At 53.4% G+C, this 21,030-nt stretch carries 24 protein-coding genes and 1 pseudogene; 13 read left to right on the top strand and 12 right to left on the bottom strand.

Annotated features, from left to right (window positions below; genetic code table 11):
* The 4 genes and pseudogenes from Q0711_RS08145 to Q0711_RS08135 all read left to right on the top strand — a co-directional run.
* On the top strand, positions 1-888 hold an 888-nt coding region (locus tag Q0711_RS08145; protein ID WP_299042257.1), incomplete at its 5' end, for a helix-turn-helix domain-containing protein.
* 392 nt (positions 889-1,280) lie between these two features.
* A complete protein-coding gene (locus Q0711_RS08140) occupies positions 1,281-1,661 on the top strand; it encodes a transposase (protein WP_298614822.1) in 381 nt (126 codons plus the stop codon).
* Positions 1,662-1,664: 3 nt separating this feature from the next.
* Positions 1,665-1,868 (top strand): annotated as a pseudogene (locus tag Q0711_RS11705) (site-specific DNA-methyltransferase); the annotation flags it as partial.
* A 119-nt stretch (positions 1,869-1,987) separates the two neighbouring features.
* Complete coding sequence (locus tag Q0711_RS08135) at positions 1,988-2,290, top strand: carbon dioxide-concentrating mechanism protein CcmK (protein WP_298617721.1); 303 nt, start codon at positions 1,988-1,990, stop codon at positions 2,288-2,290.
* A 337-nt stretch (positions 2,291-2,627) separates the two neighbouring features.
* On the opposite strand, the gene Q0711_RS08130 is transcribed toward Q0711_RS08135, so the two are convergent.
* From Q0711_RS08130 to Q0711_RS08115, 4 genes are read right to left on the bottom strand one after another with little or no spacing between them, the layout of a single operon-like run.
* The gene (locus tag Q0711_RS08130) at positions 2,628-3,023 is read right to left on the bottom strand and encodes a hypothetical protein (protein ID WP_298976668.1); all 396 of its coding nucleotides are present in this window, start codon (positions 3,021-3,023) and stop codon (positions 2,628-2,630) included.
* Positions 3,024-3,060: 37 nt separating this feature from the next.
* Positions 3,061-3,768 (bottom strand): GUN4 domain-containing protein, encoded by a 708-nt coding sequence (locus Q0711_RS08125; RefSeq protein WP_298614815.1) that lies wholly within the window; start codon positions 3,766-3,768, stop codon positions 3,061-3,063.
* Positions 3,744-4,256 carry a D-glycero-beta-D-manno-heptose 1-phosphate adenylyltransferase gene (gene rfaE2 / locus Q0711_RS08120; RefSeq protein ID WP_366142529.1) on the bottom strand — a complete coding sequence of 171 codons (513 nt, stop codon included), beginning with the start codon at positions 4,254-4,256 and terminating at the stop codon, positions 3,744-3,746. The genes Q0711_RS08125 and rfaE2 overlap by 25 nt, the downstream gene beginning before the upstream one ends.
* Positions 4,257-4,278: 22 nt before the next feature.
* Positions 4,279-5,148 carry a branched-chain amino acid ABC transporter permease gene (locus Q0711_RS08115; RefSeq protein ID WP_298617706.1) on the bottom strand — a complete coding sequence of 290 codons (870 nt, stop codon included), beginning with the start codon at positions 5,146-5,148 and terminating at the stop codon, positions 4,279-4,281.
* 344 nt (positions 5,149-5,492) lie between these two features.
* On the opposite strand from Q0711_RS08115, the gene Q0711_RS08110 reads away from it, so the two are divergent.
* From Q0711_RS08110 to ychF, 5 genes are all read left to right on the top strand, one after another.
* Positions 5,493-6,569 carry a glycosyltransferase family 4 protein gene (locus tag Q0711_RS08110; protein ID WP_298614809.1) on the top strand — a complete coding sequence of 359 codons (1,077 nt, stop codon included), beginning with the start codon at positions 5,493-5,495 and terminating at the stop codon, positions 6,567-6,569.
* Between the two features lie 58 nt (positions 6,570-6,627).
* On the top strand, positions 6,628-7,986 hold the full coding sequence (locus tag Q0711_RS08105; protein ID WP_298614807.1) for a glycosyltransferase family 1 protein: 1,359 nt from the start codon (positions 6,628-6,630) through the stop codon (positions 7,984-7,986).
* Positions 7,987-8,152: 166 nt separating this feature from the next.
* Positions 8,153-8,650 carry a DUF2085 domain-containing protein gene (locus Q0711_RS08100; protein ID WP_298614805.1) on the top strand — a complete coding sequence of 166 codons (498 nt, stop codon included), beginning with the start codon at positions 8,153-8,155 and terminating at the stop codon, positions 8,648-8,650.
* 110 nt (positions 8,651-8,760) lie between these two features.
* Positions 8,761-10,176 carry a type I glutamate--ammonia ligase gene (gene glnA, locus Q0711_RS08095; protein WP_298614802.1) on the top strand — a complete coding sequence of 472 codons (1,416 nt, stop codon included), beginning with the start codon at positions 8,761-8,763 and terminating at the stop codon, positions 10,174-10,176.
* Between the two features lie 238 nt (positions 10,177-10,414).
* Positions 10,415-11,506 (top strand): redox-regulated ATPase YchF, encoded by a 1,092-nt coding sequence (gene ychF / locus Q0711_RS08090; protein WP_298614799.1) that lies wholly within the window; start codon positions 10,415-10,417, stop codon positions 11,504-11,506.
* Positions 11,507-11,532: 26 nt separating this feature from the next.
* Here ychF and Q0711_RS08085 read toward each other — a convergent pair whose 3' ends face one another.
* From Q0711_RS08085 to rodA, 4 genes are all read right to left on the bottom strand, one after another.
* Positions 11,533-11,985, bottom strand: coding sequence for a diacylglycerol kinase family protein (locus tag Q0711_RS08085; RefSeq protein ID WP_298614796.1), 453 nt, complete (start codon positions 11,983-11,985; stop codon positions 11,533-11,535).
* A 167-nt stretch (positions 11,986-12,152) separates the two neighbouring features.
* On the bottom strand, positions 12,153-12,632 hold the full coding sequence (ybeY, locus tag Q0711_RS08080) for an rRNA maturation RNase YbeY (protein WP_298614794.1): 480 nt from the start codon (positions 12,630-12,632) through the stop codon (positions 12,153-12,155).
* A gap of 21 nt (positions 12,633-12,653) precedes the next feature.
* Complete coding sequence (locus Q0711_RS08075) at positions 12,654-12,821, bottom strand: DUF3285 domain-containing protein (RefSeq protein ID WP_298614792.1); 168 nt, start codon at positions 12,819-12,821, stop codon at positions 12,654-12,656.
* A gap of 59 nt (positions 12,822-12,880) precedes the next feature.
* Positions 12,881-14,155 carry a rod shape-determining protein RodA gene (rodA, locus tag Q0711_RS08070; RefSeq protein WP_298614790.1) on the bottom strand — a complete coding sequence of 425 codons (1,275 nt, stop codon included), beginning with the start codon at positions 14,153-14,155 and terminating at the stop codon, positions 12,881-12,883.
* Positions 14,156-14,197: 42 nt separating this feature from the next.
* On the opposite strand from rodA, the gene Q0711_RS08065 reads away from it, so the two are divergent.
* The 3 genes from Q0711_RS08065 (at position 14,198) to Q0711_RS08055 (ending at position 15,553) form a co-directional block, all read left to right on the top strand.
* A complete protein-coding gene (locus Q0711_RS08065) occupies positions 14,198-14,374 on the top strand; it encodes a hypothetical protein (RefSeq protein WP_298614787.1) in 177 nt (58 codons plus the stop codon).
* The gene (locus Q0711_RS08060; RefSeq protein ID WP_298614784.1) at positions 14,371-15,252 is read left to right on the top strand and encodes an inositol monophosphatase family protein; all 882 of its coding nucleotides are present in this window, start codon (positions 14,371-14,373) and stop codon (positions 15,250-15,252) included. Before Q0711_RS08065 ends, Q0711_RS08060 begins: the two co-directional genes overlap by 4 nt.
* Positions 15,253-15,322: 70 nt before the next feature.
* Positions 15,323-15,553, top strand: coding sequence for a hypothetical protein (locus tag Q0711_RS08055; protein WP_298614781.1), 231 nt, complete (start codon positions 15,323-15,325; stop codon positions 15,551-15,553).
* A 100-nt stretch (positions 15,554-15,653) separates the two neighbouring features.
* Here the strand turns inward: Q0711_RS08055 and Q0711_RS08050 are convergent, their stop codons facing one another.
* From Q0711_RS08050 to rseP, 4 genes are all read right to left on the bottom strand, one after another.
* Positions 15,654-16,973, bottom strand: coding sequence for a hypothetical protein (locus tag Q0711_RS08050; protein ID WP_298614778.1), 1,320 nt, complete (start codon positions 16,971-16,973; stop codon positions 15,654-15,656).
* Between the two features lie 62 nt (positions 16,974-17,035).
* Positions 17,036-17,794, bottom strand: a complete 759-nt coding sequence (gene gloB, locus Q0711_RS08045; protein ID WP_298617708.1) for a hydroxyacylglutathione hydrolase — start codon at positions 17,792-17,794, stop codon at positions 17,036-17,038.
* Positions 17,795-17,983: 189 nt separating this feature from the next.
* Positions 17,984-18,652, bottom strand: a complete 669-nt coding sequence (gene nth / locus Q0711_RS08040; protein ID WP_298614772.1) for an endonuclease III — start codon at positions 18,650-18,652, stop codon at positions 17,984-17,986.
* Between the two features lie 3 nt (positions 18,653-18,655).
* Positions 18,656-19,762 carry an RIP metalloprotease RseP gene (gene rseP / locus Q0711_RS08035; RefSeq protein ID WP_299042251.1) on the bottom strand — a complete coding sequence of 369 codons (1,107 nt, stop codon included), beginning with the start codon at positions 19,760-19,762 and terminating at the stop codon, positions 18,656-18,658.
* A gap of 237 nt (positions 19,763-19,999) precedes the next feature.
* On the opposite strand from rseP, the gene accD reads away from it, so the two are divergent.
* On the top strand, positions 20,000-20,923 hold the full coding sequence (accD, locus tag Q0711_RS08030) for an acetyl-CoA carboxylase, carboxyltransferase subunit beta (protein WP_298614767.1): 924 nt from the start codon (positions 20,000-20,002) through the stop codon (positions 20,921-20,923).
* The last annotated feature ends 107 nt before the right edge of the window (positions 20,924-21,030 follow it).

The raw sequence follows: 21,030 nt of genomic DNA, 5'->3' as shown, positions 1-21,030 counted from the left end.
TGCGGCACGGCAAGGCGCGTCTGGAATTGGGCGTTGGATGAGTGGAACAAGCAATACGCGGCGGGTCGCAAGCCGAATGCGATGGATCTGAAAAAGCAGTTCAACGCTATCAAATACAGTGATCCGCAATGGCTTGACGAGAACTGCCAGCCGTGGTTGCGTGGCATCCACCGGGATGCGCATTCGCAGCCGTTTGCAAACCTAGCAAAAGCATGGAATCAGTTCTTTGCCGATATCAAGGCCGGAAAACCGGCGCACGCCCCACGGTTTAAGAAGAAGGGTCGCTGTCGCGACAGTTTTTACGTGGCGAATGATAAGTTCACACTTAATGGCAAGACCATCCGCCTGCCCAAGATTAGCAGTATGTCAACGCAAGATAAGAAAATGAAACGGGTCCTGGTCAAGCTCGTTGAGCTTACCGACTGGCCAACCGAGTACGATGACAACAAGAAGCGAGAGGTTTTTTGTTTCGTCACCAAACGGTTTCAAGAAGCCTTCGAGCTTGAAGGTATTGAGGCCACCATGACGCCAACCAAAATCACAATCAACTCAGGCAGTTCTTCAGGAAGTTCAAGCGGTTCTTCTGGCTCCTCTGGCTCTACTAGCACTGCTCAAAGGGAAAGATGGATTATCAAGGGTCGTGGTAGTAGGTTTTCTAAATCCTATAAATTCTGGAAGGAAGTTAACAATAAACGCGTTGCCTACCAAGCGCCGTGTGGGGGTGTTCCAGTTTTTGTTGTTATATCTGCCGCCAAGAATATGAAAGATTGCATAGGTATCACAACTCCGTCGGGGGTTTCTTACTTCTTTAGTGAACCCGGTCGAAAACGGAATAGCTCTAGCAGTGGCGGCTCTAGTAGCGGTTCTAGCAGTTCTAGCGGCTCTTGATGAATTTACAATACTCAAAAACATTTTCGGTCATGCTTGAAGAACCCGGTGAGCGCATCATCGGGCCTATGGAACCCTATCAAGGTTTTGGGCAAAAGCGGGGTTTCCCCTGACCAATCAGCGAAAGCCTGGGGATTTTTCGCCACCACTTTGCGCACCTGCGCCAAATGCCTCAACATCCCCGTAGGGGTCTTGAAACATGGGGATTAGCTATCCTGCACCAGTTGAGTGGCGTCTGAGGATGTTCTGCCACAGCTCGACGCACACGGGAACTCCTAGCCAATTCCTCCGGCAACGTTTGCTCGTTTGGCTCAACGACATCCATTAATCCCTCCTAAGGAACGGATTCCCTCTCAAGCAATCCTAAACAGTGCGCAATAGTGTATAATTGTATGCTGGCCAACCACAAGCTCGCCCGCGCTATTAGTGATGTGGGCTTTGGCATGTTCCGCTCGCAGATCGAATACAGAACCCGGTTGATCATCGCCGATCGCTGGTATCCGAGCAGTCGCCTGTGCTCGGTCTGCGGTTATAAAAATGATGCGCTGGCCTTGAGCTTACACCATGACCGCCACCTCAATGCTGCGCTGAACCTTAAACGGCTGGCAACCGCAACTGCCCTACCCGTGGCGAGTCCGTCCGGTAACGGCGGCACTGTGGTAGAGGGTATCTCTATTACAGTCGGGGAAGTCACGCCTGTCAGATACGAATGCAGTCTGCAAGACGCTTCGGGGCAGGAAAAGAACGGTGCGCATGTTTGCGCACTTTCTTGATAGCAGCTACCGAGAAGATGTATCAAACTCTTCAGTTTTCCGGGGGATACTGTCTTCGATCCCTTTTGTGGCAGTGGTACAACACTGGTAGAAGCCTTTGCTAATAAACGAAAAGGCGTCGGTGTTGAAATAGATCCTCGATATGCAGAACTGGCAAAGCAGAGACTCCTGAATGAGATTACACTTTTCGATGTAGTAAATTTGTAAATTTCTCTAATTGACAGTTTTTGTTAGATAATTCTGTTAGTTCTGCTTGTAGCAAGCTAAAGTAGGATACCATCCTTTTCTCATCATAAAATATGGGAGACGTGGAAAGGGGAATGGCGATGGCCGCAGAGGCGGTGGGCATGGTGCAAGTTTTGGGGTACCCGGCAGCCCTTGCTGTGGCCGATACATTGGTGAAAGCCGCTCAGGTTACCCTTGTGAGTTGTGAAGGAATTGGTGCGGGCTATTGGACGGTGGTGATTCGAGGAGAGGTGGCGGACGTAAATGCAGCGGTTCGGGCGGCGCGATCGCTCAAGGGGCAAGCCATTATTTCCCATCAGATTATTGCCCGTCCCGATGGCAACCTGGAACATGTCCTACCAATTCTCACACCTCGTCAGCCACCCGAGGATTTCTTACTTTGAAGTGGTTTGCATCGGTGCTTGAGCAAAATCCCCTCGCGCTATGCTTTCAGCATCCCGATGCCGTACCGCTGGCAGTAGCCGTGGGCAACCCTGAGGTCATCCCGCCGTAGGTGAACGGAGTAAGCGCGATCGCCCTAGGTTTGATCGAGTCACCCCAAAAACTTAAGAAAGGCGATTGTCCACTCCAATAGGGCAACTGGGGTAGGCCAAGCGAGCCTCACCCCGCAGGAATGTCCGTGACTTATGGGCACTCCTGAAATTGGTGATGAAGCTGCAAGCCTTGGCAAACGTGACTGAACCACAGCGACCAGTACAGGGGACAAAAACGTTCATCACGCTAGCGCGATCCTTGCAGTTGCTTCACCTGCTCGGGGGTGAGAATGGTTAGCATTTCGACACGGGCCTCCTCTGTCACCTTCGAGAGCTGGGCTTTTTGCTCCGGCCGCAGGGCAACCGCGTTCATGGCTTCACTTGTGGATTTCCCCTCTTTGATGGCATTGCGAAAGATGCGCTGTTGATCGCGATCCAAGATTTTGAGGATGCGATCGTTGGTGCGCAGTGTGAGCCGCAGTACCGCCTGTTTTTGCTCAACACTGAGATTAAGTTTTTTCATTTGCTCGGCGGTCAATAGGCCACCACTGGTTTGAGCCATCACCTGAAGGGGAATGGCTGCAGTGCTGAGGCTTATCCCAAGGGCGATCGCGATCATCAATTGCGGAATCTTCTTCTGCATCCCTGCATTCACCCCTGCTACGATTGCTATCCCTATTCTAGGCTGTCCAAGCGGGATGATTGAGGAGAGCATTGATCACCTGTACCCCCCGCAGTTGATTCGTCAGGGGTAAGTGGCCACGAGGGGCACTCAAATCCCAGATAAATTCATGGGGATAGCGCGGCCACCGCTTGCCCTGCCGCCAGCCAATTTTCTCCCAGAGGCGATCCCAGTTTTGCCCGCAGCCCAGCCACAGTTGCCGCTGCACTGAATAGCCAAAGCGACCTAGAGAAAATGCCAGCCACAGTTGATCAATCGTTTGCAAATCCACAATGGGAAACTGCTCCACCTCCGTGAAGTAAACCCAGCGGCGTTTTTGCGCCATTGGACCAGCCAGTTCACACAGCTTTTGGGTGGTCAGGCGATCGGCGGCTTCAAATTTTTCGGCTACTAGGAGTTCAGCGAGTTCCTGATAGTCCACCCCGCGATCGGAGCGTAGGGGAATGACCCCTTGGGGATAGTGCTGTTGCAAAAAAGCTTGCACAGATGCTTCTGGACAATGGTATAGGAGACGATAGGCTTGACCCCGCACCCAGAGGGCAGGTGGAGGAGACAAGGTGGCACTGTCTTTGAGAAACTCCTGCAGGAGTTGATAGCCTTCACTGCCCACCGTACTCAGGGTGGTCATGGCAGCCAGTTGGGATTTTTCGTTGCCGTTGTACAACTGTTGCCGTAAATCGGCTAAGGTAGGTTCTGTGCTGACCATGTGCCCAATGACTCCTCCCCGTACAACTCTAAAATGCGCTGGACGATCGCCGTTGTCGAACTGGGAACCTCCACCTGAATAAGTTCAATGCGACCGCCATAGCGCTGGACAGCCGCTGCTTCCGGTAGAGTCTCCAATTGGTAATCGCCCCCCTTGACGTAGATCTCCGGTTGGAGAACCTCAATCAGGGATATGGCCGTGCGATCGCCAAATAGTACGACTGCATCTACTGATCGTAAACCAGCCAGCACCTCTGCCCGCTGCTGCTCAGGAATAATTGGCCGTTTTGGCTTGAGGGCAGCCACGGAGCGATCGCTATTTAACCCCACCACTAAGCGCTTGCCAAGGGCACGGGCGGCCGCGAGGTAGCGCACATGACCAGCATGGAGGAGATCAAAACAGCCGTTGGTAAACACCAAGGGGCGCCAGTCTTGGGGAGCGGCACCAATTGCAGCAACAAGGGTGTCAACGGTGTAGAGACGGGGAATCAGGGGAACCCTCCTGCCGGAACTAACTAAGTGTGCCACGAAATAGCCCTTGGGGGCGCACCAAGAGCACGGCCATCATGATCCCCAAGGCAACGGCTAGCTTGTATTCAGAGGGAATGAGAAGTGTACTCATCTCTTGGGCAACACCGATAATCAGGGCGCCGGCGATCGCCCCGTAGGGATTGCCAATGCCGCCAAGAATCACACTGGCAAAAAGGGGCAAGATCAAGAACCAACCCATATTTGGTCGTACTGCTGTCATCAGGCCGTAGAGACCCCCGGACACACCTGTGAGCACCCCTGTTAGGAGCCAAGTGCACAGCACCACCCACTCGACATCAATTCCCGAAACCCGCGCCAGGTCGAGATCATCGGCCACCGCTCGCATTGCCTTGCCCACTTTCGTGCGTTGCAGGATGAAATGCACAGTGGCAATTGCCATCACCGCCAAAATCATCACAATCACCTTCGAGTAGATAATTCTCACACCCCAAAAATCAAGGGCAGGCATCACTGGCAAACGGTAGGTTTGGTTCTCGCTCCCCCAAATAAGAATCACGCCATTGCGCAGCAGAAATGAAAGACCAATAGAAATAATAATCAGCGTCGTTGAAGTGGCGCGGCGATCGCGCATTGGCTGCCACAGAAGCTTCTCACTCACCAGCATCAACCCGGCCGTTCCTAGTCCCCCCACTGCCATTGAGAGCCAAATATCCAGTCCTGTCCTATTGGCAGCCAATGTGAGGTAGGCTCCCACGGTCATAAAATCCCCATGGGCAAAGTTAGGCAGACGCAAAATCCCAAACGTGAGCGTTAAACCGACGGCGGCAAGAGCAATAATACTGCCCACTGCCAAGCCATTAACGAAAACTTGAATCAGTTGAATATCCATGAACCATTGCGCCTAAAATTTTAGTAAGGTGTGAAACGGGCAACGCCTGTTCATAGAATAGCGATTAGAGGAATATTTTCACGATACTTTTTCTCTAGCTAGGAAAATTGCCGTTGCCTCAGAAATCGCAAAGACAAATACGAAATCTTATCATACCCTAAGTTGACAAAATGTAGCGACAATAACAAATAAAAGTACGGATTCCCGAAGTTTCAGGTAGGGATTTACCCCCTTGGTCTTTTGCGGCGAGATTGCGTACCGTTGAGGCAGCCATGCTGCTTGAGTCAATCGCGCGATTAGCATCAAGGCAGCGGTGACCAACCGTATTGTTTGAGGAGGCCTGTATGCGCATTGCTCAAATCGCTCCCCTGTGGGAACGGGTACCGCCGCCGGCCTATGGGGGTGTGGAGTTGGTGGTGAGTCTGCTGACGGAAGAGCTAGTCAAGCGAGGGCATGAGGTCACGCTCTTTGCCAGCGGCGATTCGATGACCCAAGCCAAACTGGTTTCTACCTATCCCAAAGCCATTCGCCTCGATCCCACTGTGCAGGAATATGCCGTCTATGAAGCCCTTCAATTAGGAGAGGTCTTTAGTCGCGCCAATGAATTCGATGTCATTCATTCCCATGTGGGCTACGCCGCTTTACCCTATGCCAGCCTGGTGAAAACACCCGTTGTTCACACGCTCCATGGTCGCTTTACAACGGATAATGAACGCATTTTCACCCAATATCGCCATCAAAACTACGTCAGTATCTCCCATTCGCAGCGGCAACTTGGCGATCTCAACTACGTTGCCACGGTTTATAACGCCATTGCCGTGGAAACCCATCGCTTTTATCCCCAGCCCAGTGATCCTCCCTATCTGGCTTTCCTAGGACGACTTTCCCCTGAAAAAGGCCCGCACCTTGCCATTGAGATTGCCAAACGGGTGGGCATTCCTCTGAAGATGGCAGGCAAGGTGGATCGGGTGGATCGCGACTACTTCAAGGAATTAATTGAACCCCACATTGATGGTGAATTTATCCAGTTCATTGGCGAAGCCGATCATCCTACGAAAAATGCCCTCCTTGGGGGGGCGATCGCCATGCTCTTTCCCATTACGTGGCAAGAACCCTTTGGCCTTGTGATGATTGAATCCATGGCAGCAGGAACACCCGTGGTGGCGATCGCCAAAGGAGCTGCCCCTGAGGTGATTGAACATGGCAAAACGGGTTTCCTATGCCACTCTGTTGAAGAGTGTGTTGCCGCTGTTGCAGAAGTGTCAAAACTGGATCGCCAAACCTGTCGTGATGCTGTTTGGAAGCGCTTTAGCGTGGAGCGCATGGTAACCGAGTATGAAGCCGTTTACGCAGCAGTACTCGCAGGTGCCTTGGTAAGTAACGGACATCGCAAGGGTAGTTTAGAACTAGTAGCGAGCTAGACTGCCCGGTATTTTCTTACAACGGTTGTTCCTTGGTCGTTATTCAAAAGGTGTATTTATGCAAACATTATCAACCCGTACAGCAAAAAGTACACTACCGCGAGCCTTTGCTACATCCCAACCACAAATTCCTGCTCGGCAACCTATTGCCCTGATTTCTGTCCACGGCGATCCCGCTGCCGAGGTCGGCCATGAATCGGCGGGGGGTCAAAATATCTACGTGCGGCAACTGGGGGAAGCCTTAGCAGCCGCTGGGTGGCAGGTGGATATGTTTACTCGCAAAATTGACCCCAATGACCCCGATATCATTGAGCACAGCCCCCACTGTCGCACTATCCGCCTTGAGGCAGGTCCGGTGACCTATATTCCGCGGGAAAAGCTCTTTGAGACCTTGCCGAAGTTTGTTAAAGCCTTTAAGGCCTACCATGCCAAATATGGGTATCCCCTGATCCACACCAATTACTGGCTTTCCGGTTGGGTGGGGTGGCAGTTGCGGCAGGACTTAAATTTCCAATGGCTGCACACGTATCACTCCTTGGGGGTAGTGAAATATCAGGTGGCTTCTGAGCAAGCTCAACGGGATGAAACTCGCCTGATGGCGGAAAAGATAATCCTTGAAAATGCCGATTGTGTCATCGTCACCAGTCCCCAAGAAGAAGCCTACCTGCGACGCTGGGTCTCAAAGGCGGGGCAAACACGTCTGATTCCCTGTGGGACGAATTTGAATCTCTTCTATCCCGTGGCCAATGCCCGCGAGCAACTGAAGCTGTCTGCCGAGGAACCCATTGTTCTCTATGTGGGGCGCTTCGATCGCCGCAAAGGGATTGAGACGCTGGTGGCAGCGATGGCTCAAGTTCCCGAAGGGCGGCTCCTGCTGGTGGGGGGCAGTAATCCCCAGCGCAGTGATGGTGCCGAACGGCGGCGCATTGAAGGATTGGTGCAGGAGTACCACTTAGGCGATCGCGTGACGTTTGTGGGCCAAATTGACCATGAGCGCCTAGCGGTTTACTACAGTGCCGCCAATGTGTGCGTGGTGCCCAGTTACTATGAACCCTTTGGCCTAGTGGCCATTGAAGCCATGGCCTGTGGCACGCCGGTCATTGCCTCCGCGGTGGGGGGTCTGCAATTCACAGTGGTGCCGGAGGAAACAGGATTACTGGTGCCGCCGCAGGACGCCAGCGCCTTGGCCAATGCCATTCAACGCCTCTTGGCCGATCCCGCCTGGGCACGTACCCTTGGAGAGAATGGCCGTGCGCGCGTGCAAGCCCTCTTTAACTGGGAGGCGATCGCCCTCCAGATGGGGCAGCTCTATCGTCAACTCTTTGCTGCCTCCCTCATGGGGAATTCACCCCGCCTAGATACCGTCAAAAACACAGCCTCACTGACGACTGTGACCAAAGCGGCCTTAGCCTCCTAAGCATCTTAATGACGTGGCAGAGTGGCTCAAGACAAGATCAAGTAGCATTCCCGCGTGGGCGGATCACGTCTGTCTCCGCTCTGCCCAACCCCTGATTGCCCTTGCTGTGAACAATTTGTTAGATTCTAGGGGGTTATTTATCGTTTTGTATCATTTCTAACATCCGATGGTGCGGTGGCGATCGCTTTCTCCCCTCTGGCCTGACGTGGTTCTGGCAGCTCTCGTTTTAGGTCCCCTCTTTGCCCCCTTCTTGGCTGCCAGCAATTTTCTTTTCTTGCCGCAAATTGCCCACATTATCTACACCATGGGCAATCATGTGTGTCCACAGCCAGACATGGGCCTGATGCTCGCTCCCCCTTGGAAAATGGCGGTGTGCATGCGCTGCTACGGCACCCTTTGCGGGGTTCTCTTGACCCGTTGGTGGATTCAGCGTTCCCCCACCGGCTGTGAATGGTATTGGCTGCCGCAGTATGGTCTAGGGGGCTTTTTGGTGGCGACGCTGTTGATGCTGTTTTATCCCCTAGAGTGGGCATTGCAACACTACGGTGTTTGGGGCTACTCCAATTGGGTGGTTTTTCCCTTTGGCGCGATCGCTGGATTGGGCTTGGGATTATTAATCATGCCCCTGCTGTATCCCAAACAGCGCCTTGTCACCTCCCGTTAGGGCGCAAACAACCGAATTTTGGTAGTCTCCGATACAAAAACTAATTAAGGCAACTTTCTACCATAGATTGTCGCTGCGGTGCGCCCAATACAGTAAGGAGTAATCTATACATGGCAACGCCCCAAGAAATCTTGGATTTAATCAACAGTAAGTACGAGCTAATCGACTTGAAATTTACCGACATGCCCGGTACGTGGCAACACCTGACAGTCCACAAAAGCCAAATTGACGAGGATTCATTTACCGAGGGTATCCCTTTTGATGGCTCTAGTATTCGTGGTTGGAAAGCCATCAACGAGTCTGATATGGTGATGGTGCCGGATCCAAATACGGCGTGGGAAGATCCCTTCATGAAAGAACCCACCCTGAGCATGATTTGCACCATCAAAGATCCGCGCACCGGCCAACTCTATGATCGCTGTCCGCGCTCCATTGCTATCCGTGCCGTTGAGTATCTGAAAGCAACAGGCATTGCCGATACAGCTTACTTTGGTCCTGAAGCTGAATTCTTTATCTTTGATGACGTTCGCTACGATCAAAATCAGAAATCGGGCTACTACTACATTGACAGCATTGAAGGAATTTGGAACACAGGTCGTGAAGAGGAAGGGGGCAACCTAGGCTACAAAGTCCGTGGTAAAGAGGGCTACTTCCCCGTCGCTCCCACCGACACCCTCCAAGACCTGCGCACAGAAATGCTGTTGACAATGGCCAAGTGCGGTGTGCCGATTGAAAAGCATCACCACGAAGTGGCCACCGCCGGTCAGTGTGAATTGGGCTTTCGCTTTGGCACCCTTGTTCAGGCGGCCGACTGGCTGATGACCTATAAATACTGCGTCAAGAACGTAGCACGCAAGCACGGCAAAGTGGCCACCTTTATGCCCAAGCCCCTCTTCAACGATAACGGTTCGGGGATGCACACCCACCAATCCATTTGGAAAGATGGCCAACCGCTGTTCTGGGGAGATGGCTACGCCAATTTGAGTCAAATTGCTCTCTGGTACATTGGCGGTATCCTCAAGCATGCGCCCGCACTACTGGCCTTTACCAACCCGACAACCAACTCCTACAAACGACTGGTTCCCGGCTTTGAAGCTCCCGTGAACCTTGCCTATTCCCAGGGCAACCGCTCTGCCTCCGTGCGAATCCCCCTCACGGGTCCCAATCCCAAAGCCAAGCGCCTAGAGTTCCGTTGCCCCGATGCAACCAGTAATCCCTACCTTGCTTTTGCGGCAATGCTGTGTGCCGGCATTGATGGCATTAAGAATCAAATTGATCCGGGTAGCCCCCTCGATGTTGATATCTACGATCTCAGCCCTGAGGAACTGGCTAAGATTCCCTCGACCCCCGGTTCACTGATGGCGGCTTTGGAAAACCTGCAAAAGGATCACAGCTTCCTGACGGCAACGGGGGTGTTTAGCGAAGACTTTATCCTCAACTGGATTCAGTACAAGCTGGATACGGAAGTGATTCCCCTGTCGCTGCGTCCTCACCCCTATGAATTCACCCTTTACTTTGATGCCTAGGGACATAAACCGCTAGATCGTTACCTCCAGAAAGATCACCATCAGAGGCACTCGGCGAGGGTTGCCTCTTTTATTTTTTCTGCGGATTCCATGCCGAGAGGGGGCTGAGGAGGGGGTGCTGGCAGTTGCCTAGGGCTAGAATTTCTGATAATTTGGGATGTTGCTAAAAATTAACATTCCTATGCTTAAATGCTATTTTTCAGGAATGTTTTTCCCAAGAACGAGGTTGTAGGGTCTGATGCTACGTGCGGGAATTGTCGGCCTACCGAATGTGGGCAAATCAACGCTGTTTAATGCCCTTGTGGCCAATGCCAAGGCGGAGGCAGCCAATTTTCCTTTCTGCACGATTGAACCCAATGTGGGTGTGGTGGCAGTCCCCGATGAACGGCTGGAGGTACTGGCAAAAATTTCCCAATCAGCGCAGATCGTGCCGACACGGGTAGAGTTTGTGGATATTGCTGGTTTGGTCAAGGGAGCCAGCAAAGGGGAAGGATTGGGCAACCAGTTTCTTGCCAATATTCGCGAGGTGGATGCGATTGTGCACGTGGTGCGCTGCTTTGAGGATGAAGATATTGTCCACGTGGCAGGACGGGTGAATCCTGTGGAGGATATTGCAGTCATTAACTTGGAACTGGCGCTGGCAGATTTGGCGCAAATTGAAAAACGCATAGAGCGCACCCGCAAGGCGGCGCGATCGCAAAAAGATGCCCAGATTGAACTGACTGCCTTGGAAAAGCTGCTGGAGGTGCTCAATCAAGGGCAGCCTGCCCGTCTCTGTCAACTCACGGAGGAGGAGGAAGCCGCAATCCGTTCGCTGGGGCTGCTCACCCGTAAGCCTGTGATCTATGCCGCCAATGTTGCTGAGCAGGATCTGGCCACCGGCAATGAATGGACGGCGGCGGTTCAGGAAATTGCCCGGCAGGAGGGGGCAGAGATGGTGATTGTCTCTGCGCAAGTGGAGGCTGAACTTGTGGATTTACCCGAGGGCGATCGCGCGGAGTATCTCGCCAGTCTTGGCGTCAGGGAAGGGGGCTTGCGATCGCTCATTCGCTCCACCTATAAGCTCTTGGGTCTGCAAACCTTCTTTACCACAGGTCCCAAGGAAACCCGTGCCTGGACGATTCCCGCTGGTGCCAAAGCGCCCCAAGCGGCAGGGGTCATTCACAGTGATTTTGAACGGGGCTTTATTCGAGCTGAAACGGTGAGCTATGAGGATCTAGTGGCCTGTCAATCCATGACTGTTGCCAGGGAAAAAGGCTTGGTGCGCAGTGAAGGTAAAGACTATGTTGTGCAGGAGGGGGATGTGATGCTCTTCCGCTTTAATGTTTAGCCATTCCTCACTGATTTAATCGCAACCTATAGTAGCATCCCCACCATCGGGTAAACCAAGGGGGGGACAATCAAGGTCATCGCCACCCCCACTGCGGCAATGGCACTGAGGAGAACCGCACCGGCGGCACAATCTTTCGCAATACGGGCAAGATCATGGTATTCCTTGCCAACGGTGAGATCCACCACCGCTTCCAGCGCCGTATTCAGCAGCTCTAATCCCATCACCACAGCAATTGTGAGGAAAATCACTGCCACTTCAACGGGGGGAAGTTTTAGCAAACCACTGAGGGCGATCGCGCTTAGCCCAACTGCGGTGTGAATGCGGAAATTGCGCTGCGTTTGAAAGGCATAGGCCACACCATTCCAAGCATAGCGAAAACTACTCAATAAAGAAAAGGCTACGCGGTGGGAGTGCTGTCGCCTTAGTGCTGTTTTTGCCACCTTTTCGGCACAGGCAGTCATTGCTTGCTGCGTCATACCACTCCAGTTACTCCCTAGTTTACCCATCACACCGAAAATCATTACTCAGTTGCTGAGCGATTTATCTAGTTTTGACCCCTCCTGGGGTAGAGGGGGAAAAACACCGTAGCACTCAACCCCTAAATGCCTCCCATTGAAGCACATCTTGCAGGAAAGAGTTCCAGTTAACAAAGGAGAGGGGGAGTCAGTCCCACCGTTTCTAGGCAGCGCGCTTGCTGCGCCAGCATTCGGCTCAAGTGCACCTCGTCGGGATGATCCCAGCCCAATAGATGCAGCAGGCCATGGCAAGCAAGCCAACTCACTTCCGTTAAGAAGGGATGGTTTGCCGCGGCGGCTTGCCGTTGGGCGGTCTCAGCAGAAATGACAATGTCACCAAGGTATTCTGGTTCCTCCGGCGGGAAGGGCAGAGCCTGATCCCGCGTGGCAAAGGCCAAGACATCCGTCGGGGTGTCGCGATCGCGATATTGACGATTGAGAACTCGAAGTTCGGCGTCGGTTGTCAAGCGCAGCGTCAGCTCATACGCTTTACCGGCCTTTGGTTCAACCATCCCGATCCAAGTTGCAAACCACAGGTTCCAAGGCAGTGCTGCCACCTCAGAGGGTAGAGAAGGGACGTGGAGTTCCAGATAGACGGTAACCGTCATTCGTTTTTTCTTGGTTCTTAACTAACGGGTGAGGTAGGACAAGCCCACCAGCAACGCCAACAGACCAATACTGGTGAGGGCGAAATGGGTCAAGGATTTACCCCCCTTGCGCACCATGTTTCGCATCGCCAATTTGACGTAACTGGGCTGCTCGGTAGGGGAAGATGTGGATTCTGGGGACTCGCTCATGGAACTGTCGGGATTCGGCTACATTAGTTTTAACAGATTTTAACAAAGAGTGATTCGACCTAGTAGCGCGATCGCGGGCGGTGATTGGCCACCGATTGCACCAGCCCCAAACCAATATAGGTTGCCAGCAGCGCAGAACGGCCATAGCTGAGGAAGGGGAGGGGAATACCTGTCACAGGAAGCAAATTAACTGTCATGCCGATATTGACCACTGCTTGGAACATCAACATGGCGAAAAGGCCGATCGCCAACAGGGAGCCAAAATCATCGCGGGCACTATTGGCAATTTGCAGCAGCCGCAGGCCAATCAACCAAAACAGCCCTAAAACCAGCAAACCTCCCACAAAGCCCAATTCCTCCCCAATGGCCGAAAAAATAAAGTCCGTGTGCTGCTCAGGAATAAACCCCAATTGCGTCTGCGTACCGTGAAACAGCCCCCGCCCCCAGAGGCCACCCGCCCCAATGGCAATGCGGGATTGGATGAGGTGATAGCCCGCCCCCAAGGGATCTTTATCGGGGTCTAGGAACATCAAGAGGCGATCCTTTTGGTAGTCTTTGAGAACACTCCACAGCAACTGGCCCAGACCTGCCCCCGAAAGATTGAGGACAATGCCGCCGATCGCCCCAATCCAACCCAAGGGAAGATTCTGCCAAGCCACAACTCCCATGGCCAATGTCCACAGAAACCAAAGCCATAGGTTGAGTCCATAGGGCAGGGGCAGGGCAAAGAGAATGGCCGCCACCAACGGGGAAAGCATGAGCACAATCCAGCCCAAACGGGCATTTGCCCAGTAGAGCATCCCCAAAGTAATCGCCCCAAAGACCAGCGAAGTCCCCAGATCAGGCTCAGCTAAAATCAACCCCAGGGGCAAAACCGTTGCCGCAAACACCCGTAGAATGCCACTGAGGCCATCGGCAGGCACTCGCTGCAGGAGGGCAGCTTGGGTGAGAATGATGGAGATTTTGGTCAGTTCTGAAGGCTGCAAATTAAAGCCAGCAATAGGCAGCCAGCTGCGGGCGCCATTGGCTTCAACGCCAAATAGGTTCACAGCCAGTAGGAGGGCGCAACTAATGCCGTAAACCCACCAGTGCACTGAGAGAAAGACCGAGGTTGGAACGCGGGCTAGCAGAAAAAGCAAAATTGTCCCAATACCAGCGATCGCCAGATGTTGGAAGCCATCCTTTTCGCCAATGTGCAGTTCGGCACTGTGAATGGCCACTGCCCCCAGCAGCGTAACTAGCCAGACGGCAATGAGGAGAACCCAATCCATCCCCCGCCATGGATAAAACCAAGCAGACCAGCGGCGTTGCCATCGCCGAGTTGTCCAAAACATCCTCAAATATCCTTGGTTCCCGCTAGGCTAGAACAGTGGTGATTGGATCAAGACTTCCATTCTACCCTGAGCAGATTCCTACTTCGGTGGCGACAGCGTTGGTCAGGGTTTTTGGGGGGTAAAGCTGCTATTCTCGAACAGTTACGCCAGCGATCGCCACAGGAGCCGCTGGTCTTTAGCGCCAAACTAAAAGAAAGTGGACGGCTAGACCTCAAATGACAACTTCTCCTCCCCTGACTGCTAGCCAAATCTGGCGGATCAATCAACTCCTGCGCCAAGCAGGACAGCGGGCACGGCAACTGGCACAGCAACCCTTTGAGGTCATTGAAAAGGGACGCCAAGATTTTGCCACTAGTATTGATCGCTTTTTGGATCGGCTGCTGAGTCAGAAATTTCGCGCTTGGTTTCCCGAAGATGGCATCATCAGCGAAGAAAATGCCGCCTCCCAAGCGGTGTTTCGAGAACAGAAAAATCGCTACTGGCTGATTGATCCCCTCGATGGCACCGACGATCTGATTCACCATCGCCAAGGGTATGCCCTCATGGTGGGATTACTGGAGTACTACAGCCCAGTGGCGGGTTGGATCTATGCTCCCAATCTGGATCATCTTTACTACGGTGGTAAAGACTGGGGACTCTTTCAGATGAGCAGTGGCGGGCCGCCTGTCCCCCTGTTACCCGTTTGCCCGCCCTCCCCCAGTGAAAACCATTGCCCGATCATGATTGGCTATCGCGACTACCGCACCTACGGGGAGGCGATTCATCGGGTATTGCCTCAAGTCCAATTTCGCTTTCTAGGCAGTTTTGGCCTCAAGGTAATCGAAGTGATTTTGGGGCGAGCAGGACTCTATCTTTACTTAAATCAGCGGGTCAAGCTTTGGGACACCACAGCTCCCTTGGCTTTAGCCACGGCGGCAGGTTTGGTTTGCACCGACTTGCAAGGGAATCCACTGCGCTTTGATGCCAGCGGTTTGCAGGGAGAGACCCTTGCCCACCAGCAACCCATTCTCATTGGCTGGCCGGAGTACGTGGCTGCCTTGCGATCGCCCTTGGTGGAGGCAATTACGACGGTTCAACTGTCCTTTGGCTCTGCTTAGAATCCCCGATTAATCGGCTATCGTGGGTCTAGCGTCTGCCGGCAGGCATCCCGATGGGGCGCCGGCATAGTTGTCATTCCTGGGAATGGCGATCGCCCTCAATCCCCAGTACACTGAAGCCTATGTATCTAACTTGCTCCTCGGCAATTTTGATAATGCCGTTGCGGATCGCGATCGCCCCCCTGCTCTGAGTCCCAACAGGAGCGATCTGCAAATGATTCAGTCCGTGGCGCTCTTTCTCAGTGGAAATTTTTGCCGCCGTATCCCTGTGTTTAACATATCAACATATCTTGTTGAATAGAATCCCAAAGCTAGCCTATCGAAACTCTCCCGCCCACAGGGGAATATGCAGTCCTCTAAGGAAATGATGGATGCGATTCGATTCGTCAGATTGAGGAGCGCTAGGGGTGCCGCCGGCGCTGCCACTGTTGTAAGAGCCAACGACCCCAGCCAATCAGGTGTTCTTCAATCCACAAAAACAGGCGATCGCACCACAGCAGCAGTCGTTCAAACCAGTGGAGTTCGTAGCCAATGAGAGCGGCATCCACATCGAGAATCAGCTGCTCTGGATTCAGATGGACACCGGTGGCCGCAGTTTCTGCTTGTAACAAATGAGCTGTGGATGTGCTCCCTAGCCTGAGCAGCGTCTCCCCTGGCGAAAAAACAGGTAAAGGATCCGTAGCTGCCAATAGTGGCGAATTCACGGCTGCCCCCAGCGGCGGCTGGACTCCCCCTAGCCAGTAGGAGAGTTGACTCAGCCAATTTCGGAAGGGCAGTTTGAAGGGGTGGAGATGGCGTTCAATCCAGGCTAGAACTTGCGCCTGTTGGGCAGGGCTAAGGGTGTAAAGGATTTCATTATCGCTGCCAATGAGCACCATTTGTTGGGTTCCCAGGAGCGTAGCAATTCCCTGGACTCGCCTTAGAGATAGCGGGTTCTTGCGTCTCAAGGGGAGGTGGGATCGCACCCATTGGATAGCTGCCCCTAGGGGAGATAGGGGGGGCAAGGCTAAATCCCCTTCCCCTGTTCCTGTGAGCTGAAGTTGCGCGAGAAAGGTTCCCACCAAACAGAACTGGGGGGTAGAGCCTGCTTTGAGCGATCTCTCCCGCCGGCCCCAGAGCCAGTGATGCCGCCGCCGATACCACTGCCGAAGGCGCTGATAGTACACTGCCAGGGCATAGGTAATCCGTTGTTCGATGTGCTGCTGTTCTGCAGCGGTGAAGACTTTCAAGGGACGGGCAGCCTCATCCACTATCAACAGGGATTTGGCGATGCGATCGCAGGCGAGGTAAAAGGGTTGCCGCTGTGCCAAGGGGGTGTCCTGTGGCAGTAACGTCTTAGACGGGGGGTGAAACCAGCGGTGCAAAGGGGCAAGCCAGCGCTGCCACCAAGGCAGGGGGCGGGCAAGGGGGGCGATCGCCACGGCCAAAGCTTCATCTTCTCCTCCTGTGAGGGAGAGAGCGGACATCACCCTTAACAGGGCTTCATCGGCAGGAGGAGCTGCCGTGGGTTTCGGTAGGAGGCGTTGACGTACTTGAGAGACCGTCCCCATGAGTTGGGGAAGTCCCCGCTGCCAAAACTGGGCTAGAATCGCGCCAATGACCTGAAGCGTGCCACTAAGGGTACTTTCAACCTGCCATTTTTGGCGTTGCCACTGCTGCTGCCAATACTGCCATTGCCGTCGCCAGAAGTTAAAAAAGCGACTCTGATAGGAAACTGCCATGGCAACTTTCTAGGTAAGGGGTATAGAACTAGATTACCGTTCTCTTGGCATCAGCGAGATTGCTAGTACTGATCCCGTTTACCCCGCAAGCGTGTAAAGGTCTGGAGGGGTGTGGTGGCCCCCACGGCTGCTTGAATGGCACTCACTTCACAGCGCAAAAAGGGATTGGTCGCCTTCTCAAGGCCAATCGTACTGGGAATCGTGCTTTTCCCTTGGGCGCGATCGCGACAAACTTGGGCGTAGCGCTCCTGCAGAACAGGATTGTCGGCTTCCACGGTGAGGGCAAAGCTGAGGTTCTTTTGGGTATATTCGTGGGCGCACCAAACCCGCGTACTCTCCGGCAATTGCCGCAGTTGGTTCAAAGACTCCAGCATTTGCGCCGGTGTGCCCTCAAAGAGACGTCCACAGCCACCGCCAAAGAGCGTATCGCCGCAGAATAGGTCACCCGTTTCCGGGGCATAGTAGGCAAGGTGGCCGCGGGTATGGCCGGGAACAAACAGCACCTCAAAATCAGTGTTGCCAAAGGGAACGCGATCGCCCGCCTTGAGAAAGACGGTCTGTTCTGGAATGCGCCCTTGATCCTCACGGCTGCCATAGACCTCGATATTGGGAAAGCGCGATCGCAGGGCACGATTGGCACCCACATGATCCCAGTGGTGATGGGTATTAAAAATGGCCGTCAGCGTTGCTCCCAATTCCGCTAACTTGGCAAGAACAGGCTCCGGCTCTGCCGGATCCACCACTGCCGCTGTCCCCGTTTGCGGATCGTGGAGCAGAAAAATGTAGTTATCCGTCAGGGCATTGAGGCGATAAATCATCATCGTGGCAGTACCGTTGCAAAGTGGATCCTCAGGGGCATTGTAATCTCAAGCGTGCCGCAATCAAATCAAATGAGCAGCACGGATTTGCGGCAAAGCATTGAGAATCTCTTCCTACTGCTGCCAAGTGAGGCCATAGAGAGCGACACGCTGCTGGCCAGTAGTTGCGGTTAGGTTGTCATCTACAATCCCCTATGACTTGGGTATGAGCTTCTTGCCCGTGGCACACAAATCAATGAGTTCACAGGCTTCACACTGGGGTTGACGGGCTTGACAAACCGCGCGGCCGTGGTAAATCAAGCGAATTGACCAGTTTTCCCAATCGGGTTGGGGGATCAGGCGCATTAAGTCTCGCTCAATTTTCACGGGATCCGTTTCTTGAGTCAAACCGAGGCGCCGACTCAGCCGCTTGACATGGGTATCCACAGTAACTCCCCCCAAAATGCCGTAGCCGTGGGCAAGAACCACATTGGCAGTTTTCCGGGCTACCCCCGGCAGCGACAGCAGATCCTCCATCACCTTGGGCACTTGCCCCCCATAGACTTCGACAATGCGGCGACAGGCGCCTTGAATATGGCGGGCTTTGTTGCGATAAAAACCAGTGGACTTGATGTACTGTTCTAGCTCGGCCAAATCCGCCGTTGCAAAGTCCTCGGCATCGCGATAACGAGCAAACAGCGCCGGTGTGACTTGATTCACCCGTTCATCGGTACACTGGGCAGACAAAATCGTAGCCACCAGGAGTTGCAACGGATTGGCAAAATTGAGGCTACAGGTGGCATTGGGATAGAGGCGCTTAAGACGGGTGAGAATTTCCAGTGCCCGTTGTTTCCTGGCACAGAGGCGACGAGTAATAGCCATGACTTAAAAGAGTTGCTGCACCCAGTCCAAGCCCGTGAGGTTCACGGTATCGCGAACAATGAGGAACATCCCAAGTCCGAGGAGCAAAACTAGCCCCGTTTGCATCACACCCTCTTGAATGCGATTGGGCAAGGGACGACCCCGCAGCGCTTCCACCAATAAAAAGAGTAGCTGACCGCCATCAAGAGCCGGAAAGGGCAGAATGTTGATGATAGCAAGGTTAATGCTGATCAAAGCCGTAAACGTAAAGAGCTGTTCAGCATTGGAGCGGGCAATGTCTGCCCCCATCGCCACGATCGCCACCGGTCCAGAGACCTGTTGAGCCGCTTGATCAAAGTGCTGGAAAATTTCCCGAAACCCCTCTAGGGTGAGTACAGTGACCCGCTGAAACTCCGCTGCTGCGGCGGTAACTAGCTTAATCGGGTTTAGGGTATGCTCACGATGGATGTCCGCATGGGGCGCTAGTTGAACCCCAATTCGGGCTTTGCCGTCCTCACTCACCTCTGGCGTCACGGTGATCTCTTTGATCTGCCCTTGGCGTTGAATCGTCAGGGTCAGGGGTTGCTGCGGATGTTGCTGAATGGCTCGCATCAGGTTGGGTAGGCTATTGGCATCGGCCCCCAAGGGTTGGCCATCTACGGCTAAAACCAAATCCCCCGGCTGAATGCCTGCTTTGGTGGCCACAAGGCTACTTTCGGGGACAAGCGCCGGAATCAGCACCCCCTCATGGTAGGTGGCCTGACTAATTCCCATGACGCCCACTTGCACTAGCAGTAGCAAATAGGCAAAAACCAGATTGGCAATCACCCCCGCGCTGATGACAATGGCGCGGTCTAAGATCGGACGGTTGCTCAAGAGATTGGGATCGGTGGCAGGAACGTCACTATTGGGATCGTCGTCTGGAAAGCCCACATAGCCCCCTAGGGGAATCAGGCGCAGGGCGTACTCGGTGTCCTTGCTCTGAAACTTCCAAAGAATAGGACCAAAGCCGATGGAAAAGCGGTTGACATGAATGCCTTGGCTGCGGGCAGCGATGAAGTGCCCCCATTCATGAACAAAAATCAGAACTCCTAGGATAGCGATCGCCACCACAACTGCAACCATGGACATAAATTTAACCCAGTGCTACGCTGCAAACTGTCAACTTCTTTCCTATTGTGACACCGAACTTCCCCCTTGGGTCGGTGATCCACCTACAGGCTCTTGCATACTTTCTCAAGCTTGTGCGATATATTGCAAAAATGCAACAAAGTGGGATGATAAGTAATTATTCTTAGTGGACACTCCTTGGGGAGACCCATACAAACGCGCTATTTGAGAACTGAACGTTAAAGGGAATTTTCTACAATGTCTTTATTTGATTGGTTTGCAAATCGCCGCAAAGATGCCCCCCTCACGCCCATGCAGCCAGAGCGAGAAATAGCCGATGGTCTCTGGACCAAATGCGAAGCCTGTGGCGTGATGATCTACAGCAAGGATCTGCATAGCCATCAACTGGTGTGCCCAGAGTGTGGCCATCACCACCGCGTCAGCAGCAGTGAGCGCATCCAACAGCTCATTGACCCGCACACGTGGCGTCCTTTAGACGAAAATCTGGTGAGCTGTGACCCCTTGCAATTCAAGGATCGCAAGCCCTATAGCGATCGCCTGCGGGAGTATCAAGAGAAAACCGGTCTTAAGGATGCCGTACAAACGGGCCTTGGCCAACTGGAGGGGTTACCGATTGCCCTAGGGGTGATGGACTTTGCCTTCATGGGTGGCAGTATGGGCAGCGTGGTGGGTGAAAAAATCACCCGCCTGATTGAGCGCGCGACCTGGGAGCATATTCCCCTTGTGATTGTCTGTGCCTCTGGGGGTGCCCGCATGCAGGAAGGGATGCTCAGCTTGGTGCAAATGGCTAAAACTGCTGCTGCCCTTGAGCGTCATCGCAGTGCCGGCCTGCTCTATATCCCTGTTTTGACACACCCAACCGCTGGAGGTGTGACCGCTAGCTTTGCCATGTTGGGAGATATTATTATTGCCGAGCCAAAAGCAACGATCGCCTTTGCGGGGCGGCGGGTTATTGAGCAAACGCTGCGGGAGAAACTGCCCGATGACTTCCAAACTGCCGAATTTGTTCAAAAATGTGGTTTTGTGGATGTGATTGTGCCGCGCACCCAACTGAAGTCAACCTTGGCACAGTTAATCCGTTTGCATCAGCCTGTGGCAAGTCAAGTGTCCTCAACACTGTTGCCAAAATCATTTCCCTTGATGGCAATGGTTGAAGAATAGTGATAAAAAGCAGGAACAGGACATAGAGAAGGGCCGTCCTGGGGCGATCGCTATACAATAGGGGATACCCCTCCCATACCGCAAGGTGTGGTCGTCGCTGTGCGTTT

Source organism: uncultured Thermosynechococcus sp. (genome assembly GCF_937958135.1).
Taxonomy (GTDB): Bacteria; Cyanobacteriota; Cyanobacteriia; order Thermosynechococcales; family Thermosynechococcaceae; genus Thermosynechococcus.
Note: the sequence above shows the minus strand (reverse complement) of the source record. Positions and strands in the feature narration are given on the sequence as shown.

Coding starts and splice junctions, on each gene's coding strand:
- Q0711_RS08135 (WP_298617721.1), top strand. CDS start 1,988: ATGGCCGCAGAGGCGGTGGGCATGGTGCAAGTTTTGGGGTACCCGGCA.
- Q0711_RS08100 (WP_298614805.1), top strand. CDS start 8,153: ATGGTGCGGTGGCGATCGCTTTCTCCCCTCTGGCCTGACGTGGTTCTG.
- gloB (WP_298617708.1), bottom strand. CDS start 17,794: ATGATGATTTATCGCCTCAATGCCCTGACGGATAACTACATTTTTCTG.
- nth (WP_298614772.1), bottom strand. CDS start 18,652: ATGGCTATTACTCGTCGCCTCTGTGCCAGGAAACAACGGGCACTGGAA.
- Q0711_RS08125 (WP_298614815.1), bottom strand. CDS start 3,768: ATGGTCAGCACAGAACCTACCTTAGCCGATTTACGGCAACAGTTGTAC.
- Q0711_RS08115 (WP_298617706.1), bottom strand. CDS start 5,148: ATGGATATTCAACTGATTCAAGTTTTCGTTAATGGCTTGGCAGTGGGC.
- ybeY (WP_298614794.1), bottom strand. CDS start 12,632: ATGACGGTTACCGTCTATCTGGAACTCCACGTCCCTTCTCTACCCTCT.
- accD (WP_298614767.1), top strand. CDS start 20,000: ATGTCTTTATTTGATTGGTTTGCAAATCGCCGCAAAGATGCCCCCCTC.
- Q0711_RS08110 (WP_298614809.1), top strand. CDS start 5,493: ATGCGCATTGCTCAAATCGCTCCCCTGTGGGAACGGGTACCGCCGCCG.
- Q0711_RS08140 (WP_298614822.1), top strand. CDS start 1,281: ATGCTGGCCAACCACAAGCTCGCCCGCGCTATTAGTGATGTGGGCTTT.
- Q0711_RS08085 (WP_298614796.1), bottom strand. CDS start 11,985: ATGACGCAGCAAGCAATGACTGCCTGTGCCGAAAAGGTGGCAAAAACA.
- Q0711_RS08075 (WP_298614792.1), bottom strand. CDS start 12,821: ATGAGCGAGTCCCCAGAATCCACATCTTCCCCTACCGAGCAGCCCAGT.
- Q0711_RS08130 (WP_298976668.1), bottom strand. CDS start 3,023: ATGCAGAAGAAGATTCCGCAATTGATGATCGCGATCGCCCTTGGGATA.
- Q0711_RS08060 (WP_298614784.1), top strand. CDS start 14,371: ATGACAACTTCTCCTCCCCTGACTGCTAGCCAAATCTGGCGGATCAAT.
- rodA (WP_298614790.1), bottom strand. CDS start 14,155: ATGTTTTGGACAACTCGGCGATGGCAACGCCGCTGGTCTGCTTGGTTT.
- Q0711_RS08105 (WP_298614807.1), top strand. CDS start 6,628: ATGCAAACATTATCAACCCGTACAGCAAAAAGTACACTACCGCGAGCC.
- rseP (WP_299042251.1), bottom strand. CDS start 19,762: ATGTCCATGGTTGCAGTTGTGGTGGCGATCGCTATCCTAGGAGTTCTG.
- Q0711_RS08050 (WP_298614778.1), bottom strand. CDS start 16,973: ATGGCAGTTTCCTATCAGAGTCGCTTTTTTAACTTCTGGCGACGGCAA.
- ychF (WP_298614799.1), top strand. CDS start 10,415: ATGCTACGTGCGGGAATTGTCGGCCTACCGAATGTGGGCAAATCAACG.
- glnA (WP_298614802.1), top strand. CDS start 8,761: ATGGCAACGCCCCAAGAAATCTTGGATTTAATCAACAGTAAGTACGAG.